This is a genomic window from Pseudonocardia zijingensis, assembly GCF_042657305.1.
In the GTDB taxonomy this organism is placed as follows: domain Bacteria; phylum Actinomycetota; class Actinomycetes; order Mycobacteriales; family Pseudonocardiaceae; genus Pseudonocardia; species Pseudonocardia zijingensis.
Window position 1 is genome coordinate 1 of the sequence record NZ_JBHSKO010000081.1, and the last position, 755, is coordinate 755.

The window sequence follows — 755 nt, forward strand, 5'->3', positions numbered from 1 at the left end:
GCGGCGTTGACCTCCTCCACCGACGCCTCGGTGCGCAGGTCCACCGTCAGGTCCGTGATCGACCCGGTCGGCACCGGCACCCGCAACGAGTACCCGTCCAGCTTCCCGTTCAGGTGCGGCAGCACCAGCCCGATCGCCTTCGCCGCACCCGTCGAGGTCGGCACCACGTTCAACGCCGCCGCCCGCGCACGACGCTTGTCCTTGTGCGGGCCGTCCTGCAGATTCTGATCTTGGGTGTAGGCGTGGATCGTGGTCATCAGACCCTTCTCGATCCCGAACGCGTCATCGATCACCTTCGCCAACGGCGCCAGGCAGTTCGTGGTGCACGACGCATTCGAGATGATGTTCTGCGACCCGTCGTAGGCGTCGTCGTTCACCCCCATCACCACCGTCAGGTCCGGCTCGGTCGCCGGCGCGGAGATCACCACCTTCTTCGCGCCCGCCTCCAGGTGCTTCGCCGCGGCGTCGCGCTTGGTGAAGATGCCGGTGGACTCCACCACGACGTCGACGCCGAGGTCCTTCCACGGCAGCTCGGCGGGGTCGCGCACCGCCAGCCCCTTGAAGCCCTTGCCGTCGACGACGATCTCGTCGTCGGTGTGGGTCACCTCGTAGGGCAGCCGGCCCAGGATCGAGTCGTACTTGAGCAGCCCGGCCAGCGTGGCGTTGTCGGTGATGTCGTTCACCGCCACGATCTCGATGTCGGTGGAGCCCGCCGCCCGCTGCGCGTCCACCGCCCGCCAGAAGTTGCGGCCGAT

The 755-nt window shown here is 68.1% G+C and carries 1 protein-coding gene; it reads right to left on the reverse strand.

The features are described 5' to 3' along the window. A partial coding sequence (locus ACFPL3_RS42015) for a type I glyceraldehyde-3-phosphate dehydrogenase (protein WP_379591047.1) occupies nt 1-755 on the reverse strand: 755 nt, incomplete at both ends.